The 8,140-nt window shown below is 71.4% G+C and carries 4 protein-coding genes and 2 pseudogenes; 3 read left to right on the top strand and 3 right to left on the bottom strand.

What is annotated here, in order from left to right; translation table 11 throughout:
* The first annotated feature begins 282 nt into the window (after positions 1 to 282).
* Positions 283 to 1,290, top strand: a complete 1,008-nt coding sequence (locus ACO1BR_RS23470) for a cellulose-binding protein (RefSeq protein WP_426797056.1) — start codon at positions 283 to 285, stop codon at positions 1,288 to 1,290.
* A gap of 178 nt (positions 1,291 to 1,468) precedes the next feature.
* Here ACO1BR_RS23470 and ACO1BR_RS23475 read toward each other — a convergent pair whose 3' ends face one another.
* The 3 genes from ACO1BR_RS23475 to ACO1BR_RS23485 form a co-directional block, all read right to left on the bottom strand.
* Positions 1,469 to 1,822 carry a beta/gamma crystallin domain-containing protein gene (locus ACO1BR_RS23475; RefSeq protein WP_426797057.1) on the bottom strand — a complete coding sequence of 118 codons (354 nt, stop codon included), beginning with the start codon at positions 1,820 to 1,822 and terminating at the stop codon, positions 1,469 to 1,471.
* Positions 1,819 to 1,959: a hypothetical protein gene (locus tag ACO1BR_RS23480; protein ID WP_426797058.1), complete on the bottom strand. Its 141-nt coding sequence runs from the start codon at positions 1,957 to 1,959 to the stop codon at positions 1,819 to 1,821. The genes ACO1BR_RS23475 and ACO1BR_RS23480 overlap by 4 nt, the downstream gene beginning before the upstream one ends.
* Positions 1,960 to 2,085: 126 nt before the next feature.
* Positions 2,086 to 3,615: an MFS transporter gene (locus tag ACO1BR_RS23485; RefSeq protein ID WP_426797123.1), complete on the bottom strand. Its 1,530-nt coding sequence runs from the start codon at positions 3,613 to 3,615 to the stop codon at positions 2,086 to 2,088.
* A gap of 406 nt (positions 3,616 to 4,021) precedes the next feature.
* Here ACO1BR_RS23485 and ACO1BR_RS23490 point away from each other — a divergent pair.
* Positions 4,022 to 5,131 (top strand): annotated as a pseudogene (locus tag ACO1BR_RS23490) (transcription-repair coupling factor); the annotation flags it as partial.
* 120 nt (positions 5,132 to 5,251) lie between these two features.
* A pseudogene (gene mfd, locus ACO1BR_RS23495) lies at positions 5,252 to 7,681 on the top strand (transcription-repair coupling factor); the annotation flags it as partial.
* Between the last annotated feature and the right edge of the window lie 459 nt (positions 7,682 to 8,140).

Raw genomic sequence — 8,140 nt, forward strand, 5'->3', positions numbered from 1 at the left:
CGCCCCTTCTTTCCGTGGTGCGCGGTGCGGCGCGCCGCCGCGGGGCGCCCGGCGTGCATGCCGTGACATCCGACCGCGTCAGGTCGTTGATACTCCGCACCCCCCTCGCGGGCGAAGATCCAATTCCGGCTTCTGTCGGCACATACCGCATCCTTGTGGGAGGGAATGGGCGGAGTGTCGTAATGGAGCCGCTTCGGGCCGATCCAGAAAGATGTGCGCGGGACTGTACGGAGGTATGCGGATCCGCGCGACTGCTGAGCGCAGCGGAGAGGGGCTTGAGGGATGAGTACTTCGGTTTCGCCTTACGGGTTCGAGACCGTACGAGGACGCGGCTACCGCCCTGAGGACGTGGACCGGCGCGTCGAGGGGCTCTCCATCGACAGGGACTCCTGCTGGGAGCGCGCCGCGCGGCTGACGGTCCTGTGCCACGAGATGGGGGCCGAAGTCGCCGAGCTGCGCGCCTTTGTGGCGCAGCTGCCGGAGCAGACGTACGAGGATCTCGGCGATCAGGCCCGGCTGATCCTGACGACGGCGGAGTCCGAGGCGGCCCGGCTGCGGTCCGAGGCCGATGCCGCCGCGGAGCGGCTGCGCGACGATGCCGCCGCGTTCGGGAAGCAGACGCAGACGGCGGCGGACAAGGCGTCGCAGCGGCTGCGCGCGGAGGCGTCGGAGGACGCGCGCCGCATCGACGAGACGGCGTGCGACGCGGCGTCGGCGCTGGTGGCCGGGGCGGTCAAGGACGCCGAGCAGTTGCGGTCCGAGGCGTCCGCGGAGCTGGTGGAGATGCGCCGCCGCACGGCGCAGCTGCTGCGGGACCAGGAGGCGCGGCAGAACGAGGAGTGGGACGGCCTGGAGCGGGAACTGACCAGCCTGGCGGCCGAGATGGACCTGCGCGTCGCCGAGCTGGACGCGCACGGGGAGGCCGTCGTGACCGAGCGCCGGCGGCTGACGGCGGAGGCCGAGGAGTCGGCCCGGCACCGCCAGGAGGACGCCGAGGCGCGGGCCGCGGAGCTGCTGGCACAGGCGCGGGTCGACGCGGAGCGGATCGAGCGGGCCACCGAGCGGATCGTGCGGGAGAACGACGAGGAGCGGGAGGAGGTCCGGATCCATATGGCGCATGTGCGCAACAGCCTGGCGGCGCTCACCGGCAAGGACCCGGGGGACTTCGCCGCCATGGGCGGGGACGCCGGTTCCGCGGCCGGTGGCGCCGCCCCCGAGGCCGAACCGGACAACGAGGAGACGGTGGAGACCCAGCGGCCCCGCATGGAGCGCGGCGGCGGGCGCTCGTAGTTCGGGGCGACCGCTTACCAACGGGTGCCGGTCACGCCGGGAAGGCGTGGCCGGCACCCGTGGCCCGGGTGCGAGCGGATTCCCGCTACGGAAATCCCGTGCTCGCCCGACAAGGGGCGGTAATCAGGAACGGACAATCAGCGAATTGGCCATCCGGGCAAACCGACCCGTTGCCTCCTCAGAGAATTTCGATGGCGTTGACCTTCGGCGGACGGTTCGGGAAGGTGATTTCGTGCCACCGCTCGACTTTCACCGAGTCGCCATTGTCGTCGTAATAGACCATGTCGTTGTTCCCCGTGGAGATCTTGTCGACCCACCACCCCCCGAAGTCGGTCTTCCCGCCGTTCGCGTAGCAGTCCACGCTCTGGCTGTCGCCGAGGTGCGACCAGATCTTCAGGAAGTTCTCCCCGCCCTTGCAGGCGACATGGTCGATGGCGAACGCGTTTCCGGTCGGCACGGTCAGGGTGAGCGTCGCGGCTGCGGCGAAGGCCACGGACAGGGAACGCGCGGCCTTCTTCGTCTTTGAGATCACAGGTTTTCCTTCATTCGCATGTCGAATCGCGAGGTCGCTTCGGGGCCACCGTCGATGGCGTCGCGATGAATAAGCGTCTCGATGATCGCCGTAAAGCGGCAATCCATCGTTTCGTCTCGCGCTTGCCCGACGACCATCCTGTGAAGCTGCTGTATGTGGCAATCATCTTCGGGACTCGGGGCTGGAATGCACTCCCGAATGTCCGAATTTTGCCCATGTTTAGGAATTTGAGAGATTCGGTTCCAGATGTCGCTGTCTGCGGCTTATGGGCTGTCCGGCGCGGCCGCGTCCGGGGTGCTCGCGCCCGTGCGGGCATCCGCGTGGACGGGGAAGCGGCGCGGTGCGAGCAGGAGCACGGCGAGCAGGGCGAGGGCGGCGGCAGCGGCGGCGCCCAGGTAGACGTGGTGGACGGTGGTGTCGACGGCGCGGCGCAGGTAGTCGGCGGTGCGGGCGGTGAGCGCACCGGCGTGCTCCAGGGCGTGCGAGACCGCGTCGAGGTCGTGCGGCAGACCGGTGCGGATGGCCGAAGGGGCGTGCGCGAGGCGGTCGTTGAGGGTGGCGTTGGCGATGGCGCCGAAGAGGGCGGCGCCGATGGACTGGCCGACCTGGCGGCAGAAGAGGATCGAGGCGGTGGCGGTGCCGCGCTCGGCGTAGCCGACCGAGGACTGGACGCCGATGATCAGCGGGAGCTGGAAGAGGCCCAGCGCGGCACCGAGCGCCAGCATCAGCAGCGCGGGCTGCCAGGCGGCGCCCGGGTAGGGGAGCAGCGGGAAGGCCAGCAGGACCAGGCCGGCGCCGGCCATGCCGAGGAGCGCGCAGTTCCGGATGCCGATGCGGGTGTAGACGCGACTGCTGAAGGCGGCGGATATCGGCCAGCTCAGGGTCATCACGGAGAGCACGAAGCCGGCGGGTATCGGGCCGAGGCCGAGGACCGTCTGGGCGTAGGTGGGCAGGAAGACGGTGGGGGCGACCATCAGCAGGCCCAGGGCGCCGAGGGCGAGGTTGACCGCGGAGATGGTGCGGCGGCGCCAGACCCAGCCGGGGATGATCGGCTCGGCGGCGCGGCGTTCGATGGCGAAGGTGGCCGCGGCGCACAGCGCGCTGCCGGCGAGCAGCAGCAGGGACGGCGCGGAGAGCCAGGGCCAGGCGGTGCCGCCCTGGACGAGGGCGGTGAGCAGCAGTCCGCCGCAGGCGAAGATGGCGAGCGCGCCGGGCCAGTCGACGCGGGGGCGGCGCCCGGCGGCGGTGCGGGCCCGTTCGCTGTCGTGGCGGGCGTCGTCCTCGAAGAAATGGCGGACGATCAGCCAGAGGGCGAGCGCGCCGACGGGCAGGTTGACCAGGAAGATCCAGCGCCAGTCGCCGTACGCGGCGAGCAGCCCGCCCAGACCCGGCCCGGCGACGGACGAGGCGGCCCAGACGCTGGAGAGCCTGGCCTGGATCTTGGGGCGTTCCTTCATCGGGTAGAGGTCGGCGGCGATCGTCTGCACGGTGCCCTGGAGGGCGCCGCCGCCCAGGCCCTGGAGGATGCGGAAGGCGATGAGGGAGGCCATGTTCCAGGCGCCGGCGCAGGCCAGCGAGCCGAGGAGGAAGAGGGCGATGCCGGTGACGAGGATGGGCTTGCGGCCGTAGGTGTCGGAGAGCTTGCCGTAGACGGGGAGGGTGACGGTGACGGCGAGGAGGTAGCCGGAGAAGAGCCAGGAGAAGACGGCGAAGCCGCCGAGGTCGCCGACGATCTGGGGGATGGCGGTGGCGATGATCGTCGAGTCGAGGGCGGCGAGCGCCATGCCGAGCATGAGGGCGGCGACCACGGGCCCGCGCCGCGAGGTGGCCGGGCCGGTGGCGCTCCCCCCGCCCGGCCCCTGGTTCCCGGCCCCGTTCCGGCCGGCGCCGTGGCTGTCCTGAGTGATGCGGCTCACCGGGCCCCCTCCTGGCGTGGCGCGGCCGTCGCGCGCCCGACCGTCCTGTGCGGCCGACCCACTACGTGTAGTCGACACGATTCTGCCGACACCCTTCCACGCGCCGGCGCCGAGCGGAACGGGGCTTCTCGAAGGGTGGGACGGGCCGGCTGCTCGATCCGGCGGCCGGTTGTCAGTGGGCGAGCGTAAGGTTGGCAACCCTGGTCCGTGCGCGCCCGTCGGCGCTGCCGAGGGAGTGTCGGACCGGTCGCGTTGTTCGCCTCGCTGGGACGGAATCTTTTTCATGAGCCTGACTGGTCTGCTCGACGCCGTCGTACGGGACCCGGCGCTCGCCGAAGCGGTCAGGGCCGCGGCCGACGGAAACCGGCCGCATGTGGACCTGGTCGGCCCGCCGGCCGCCCGCCCGTTCGCGGTGGCCGCCCTCGCCCGGCAGTCCGGCCGCCCGGTGCTGGCGGTGACGGCCACCGGCCGCGAGGCCGAGGACCTGGCCGCCGCGCTGCGGTCGCTGATGCCGGTCGGCGAGGACAACGCGGTCGTGGAGTTCCCCTCCTGGGAGACGCTGCCGCACGAGCGCCTGTCGCCGCGCTCGGACACCGTCGGCCGCCGTCTGGCGGTGCTGCGCCGGCTCGCCCACCCGCAGGCGGACGACCCGACCGCGGGCCCGGTCTCGGTCGTCGTCGCGCCCATCCGCTCGGTGCTCCAGCCGCAGGTCAAGGGACTGGGCGACCTGGAGCCGGTCAGCCTGCGCACGGGGCAGACCGCCGACCTGGAGGAGATCGTCGACGGACTGGCGGCGGCTGCCTACGCCCGCGTTGAACTGGTCGAGAAGCGCGGCGAGTTCGCGGTCCGCGGCGGCATCCTGGACGTCTTCCCGCCCACGGAGGAGCATCCCCTGCGGGTGGAGTTCTGGGGCGACGACGTCGAGGAGATCCGCTATTTCAAGGTCGCCGACCAGCGGTCCCTGGAGGTCGCCGAGCACGGGCTGTGGGCGCCGCCGTGCCGCGAGCTACTGCTGACCGACGAGGTGCGAGCGCGGGCCGCGGATCTCGCCGAGCAGCACCCGGAGTTGGGCGAGCTGCTCGGGAAGATCGCCGAGGGGATCGCCGTCGAGGGCATGGAGTCCCTGGCGCCGGTCCTCGTGGACGACATGGAACTCCTGCTGGACGTCCTCCCGAAGGGCAGCATGGCGGTGGTCTGCGACCCGGAGCGGGTGCGCACCCGGGCCGCCGACCTGGTCGCCACCAGCCAGGAGTTCCTCCAGGCGTCCTGGGCGGCCAGTGCCGGGGGCGGCGCGGCGCCGATCGACGTCGGCGCGGCCTCCCTGTGGGGCATCGCGGCCGTCCGCGACCGGGCCCGCGAGCTGGGCATGCCCTGGTGGTCGGTGTCGCAGTTCACCTCTGGTGACAGTGGACTCAGCACCTCTGGTGACAGTGGACTCAGCACCTCTGGTGACAGTGGACTCAGCACCTCTCGTGACAGTGGGCTCAGCACCTCCGATGACATCGGATACAGCGCGGCCGACGAGGAAGAGGCCGACGGGGACACCCTCAAGCTGGGGATGCACGCCCCGGAGACGTACCGGGGCGACACCCAGCGGGCGCTGGCCGACACCAAGCAGTGGCTCGCGGACGGCTGGCGCACGGTGTTCGTCACCGAGGCCCACGGCCCCGCGGCCCGTACGGTCGAGGTGCTGGGCGGTGAGGGCATCGCCGCCCGCCTGGAGGCCGACCTCGGCGAGATCGCGCCGTCCGTCGTGCATGTGGCCTGCGGCTCGATCGACAACGGCTTCATCGACCCGGGCCTGAAGGTCGCGGTGCTCACCGAGACCGACCTGTCCGGCCAGAAGGCCGCCGGCAAGGACGCGGCCCGGATGCCGGCCCGCCGCCGCAAGCAGATCGACCCGCTCACCCTCCAGGCCGGCGACTTCATCGTCCACGAGCAGCACGGCGTCGGCCGCTACATCGAAATGGTGCAGCGCACGGTCCAGGGCGCCACCCGCGAATACCTCCTGGTCGAGTACGCCCCCGCCAAGCGCGGCCAGCCCGGCGACCGGCTCTACATCCCCACCGACCAGCTGGAGCAGGTCACCAAGTACGTGGGCGGCGAGGCCCCGACGCTGCACCGGCTCGGCGGCGCCGACTGGACGAAGACCAAGGCGCGCGCCAAGAAGGCCGTCAAGGAGATCGCCGCCGACCTGATCAAGCTGTATTCGGCGCGGATGGCGGCGCCCGGCCACATCTTCGGCCCGGACACCCCCTGGCAGCGCGAGCTGGAGGACGCCTTCCCGTACGCGGAGACGCCCGACCAGCTGACGACCATCGCCGAGGTCAAGGAGGACATGGAGAAGTCCGTCCCCATGGACCGCCTCATCTGCGGCGACGTCGGCTACGGCAAGACCGAGATCGCGGTCCGGGCCGCCTTCAAGGCCGTCCAGGACGGCAAGCAGGTCGCCGTGCTGGTGCCCACCACCCTCCTCGTCCAGCAGCACTACGGCACGTTCACCGAGCGGTACGGCCAGTTCCCGGTCAACGTCAGGGCGCTCTCCCGCTTCCAGACCGACACCGAGGCGAAGGCGACGCTGGAGGGCCTGCGGGAGGGCGCCGTCGACATCGTCATCGGCACCCACCGCCTCTTCTCCTCCGAGACCAAGTTCAAGGACCTGGGCCTGGTCATCGTCGACGAGGAGCAGCGCTTCGGCGTCGAGCACAAGGAACAGCTCAAGAAGCTCCGCGCCAACGTCGACGTCCTGACGATGTCCGCGACCCCGATCCCCCGGACCCTCGAAATGGCCGTCACCGGCATCCGCGAGATGTCGACGATCACCACGCCCCCCGAGGAGCGGCACCCGGTCCTCACCTTCGTCGGGCCCTACGAGCAGAAGCAGATCGGCGCCGCCATCCGCCGCGAACTCCTGCGCGAGGGCCAGGTCTTCTACATCCACAACCGCGTCGAGTCCATCGACCGCGCGGCGGCCCGGCTCCGCGAGATCGTGCCGGAGGCGCGCATCCAGACCGCCCACGGCCAGATGGGCGAGTCGCAGCTGGAGCAGGTCGTGGTCGACTTCTGGGAGAAGAAGTTCGACGTCCTGGTCTCCACGACCATCGTGGAATCCGGTATCGACATCTCCAACGCCAACACCCTGATCGTCGAGCGCGGCGACAACTTCGGCCTCTCGCAGCTCCACCAGCTGCGCGGCCGGGTGGGCCGCGGGCGCGAGCGCGGCTACGCCTACTTCCTCTACCCGCCGGAGAAGCCGCTCACCGAGACCGCCCACGAGCGGCTGGCGACCATCGCCCAGCACACCGAGATGGGCGCCGGTATGTACGTCGCCATGAAGGACCTCGAAATCCGCGGCGCGGGCAACCTGTTGGGCGGCGAGCAGTCCGGCCACATCGCCGGCGTCGGCTTCGATCTCTACGTACGCATGGTGGGCGAGGCGGTCGCCGACTACCGCGCGTCCCTGGAGGGCGGCGCGGAGGAGGAGCCCCCGCTCGAAGTCAAGATCGAACTCCCGGTGGACGCGCATGTCCCGCACGACTACGCGCCCGGCGAGCGACTGCGCCTCCAGGCGTACCGCGCGATCGCCTCGGCGAACTCCGAGGAGGACATCGCGGCGGTCCGCGAAGAGCTGACCGACCGCTACGGCAAGCTGCCCGAGCCGGTCGAGAACCTCCTCCTGGTCGCCGGTCTGCGGATGCTGGCCCGCGCCTGCGGCGTCTCGGACATCACCCTCCAGGGCTCCAACATCCGCTTCGGCCCGGTGGAGTTGCGCGAATCCCAGGAGCTCCGCCTCAAGCGCCTCTACCCCCGTACGGTCCTCAAGCCGGCCACCCGCCAGATCCTGGTGCCGCGCCCGACGACCGGCAAGATCGGCGGCAAGCCGTTGGTGGGGCGCGAACTGCTGTCGTGGGTGGGGGAGTTCCTGACGACGGTCCTTGGTTGATCCCCACGTAGCCCACTGGGGTGACACCCACGTAGCCGGCTTTTCCGCCGCGGGGGAGCCGTTTTGGGGTGCGGCCCACGTAGCCGTCTGTCCCGCCGCGGGGGAGCGGGTGGGTTTTTCCCCGCCTTCGGCGGGAGCGGAGGGGGTTGGTGGGCCGGTTTCCGCCTTCGGCGGAGGGGTGTTCGGGGTGGGGCCCCGGTGTGTGGTGGGTGCCGGGTGCGGGGCCTCCGGGGTGGTGTCGTGGACTGCTGCGCTTTACGTCCACGACACCCCCCTCCGGCCCCACACCCTCCCGCCGGAATCGCGGGTCCCCACCCCTGGGGGAGAAGGAGGGGCCCTGGGTGCTCACGCCCAACCCGCGCTTCTGGTCCCCGGGTTCACCACGACGGCCCGGAAATCATCACCCCCACCGGGCGGGGGCGCTCTGCCGACGGGAGGGGGCGGGCCGGAGGGGGGGGG

Origin of the sequence: Streptomyces sp. YGL11-2, from assembly GCF_050054615.1 — a bacterium.
GTDB lineage: Bacteria > Actinomycetota > Actinomycetes > Streptomycetales > Streptomycetaceae > Streptomyces.

Excerpts from the sequence above, each read along its gene's own strand:
- ACO1BR_RS23480 (WP_426797058.1), bottom strand. The coding sequence starts at position 1,959 with ATGGTCGTCGGGCAAGCGCGAGACGAAACGATGGATTGCCGCTTTACG.
- ACO1BR_RS23485 (WP_426797123.1), bottom strand. The coding sequence starts at position 3,615 with ATGCTCGGCATGGCGCTCGCCGCCCTCGACTCGACGATCATCGCCACC.
- ACO1BR_RS23470 (WP_426797056.1), top strand. The coding sequence starts at position 283 with ATGAGTACTTCGGTTTCGCCTTACGGGTTCGAGACCGTACGAGGACGC.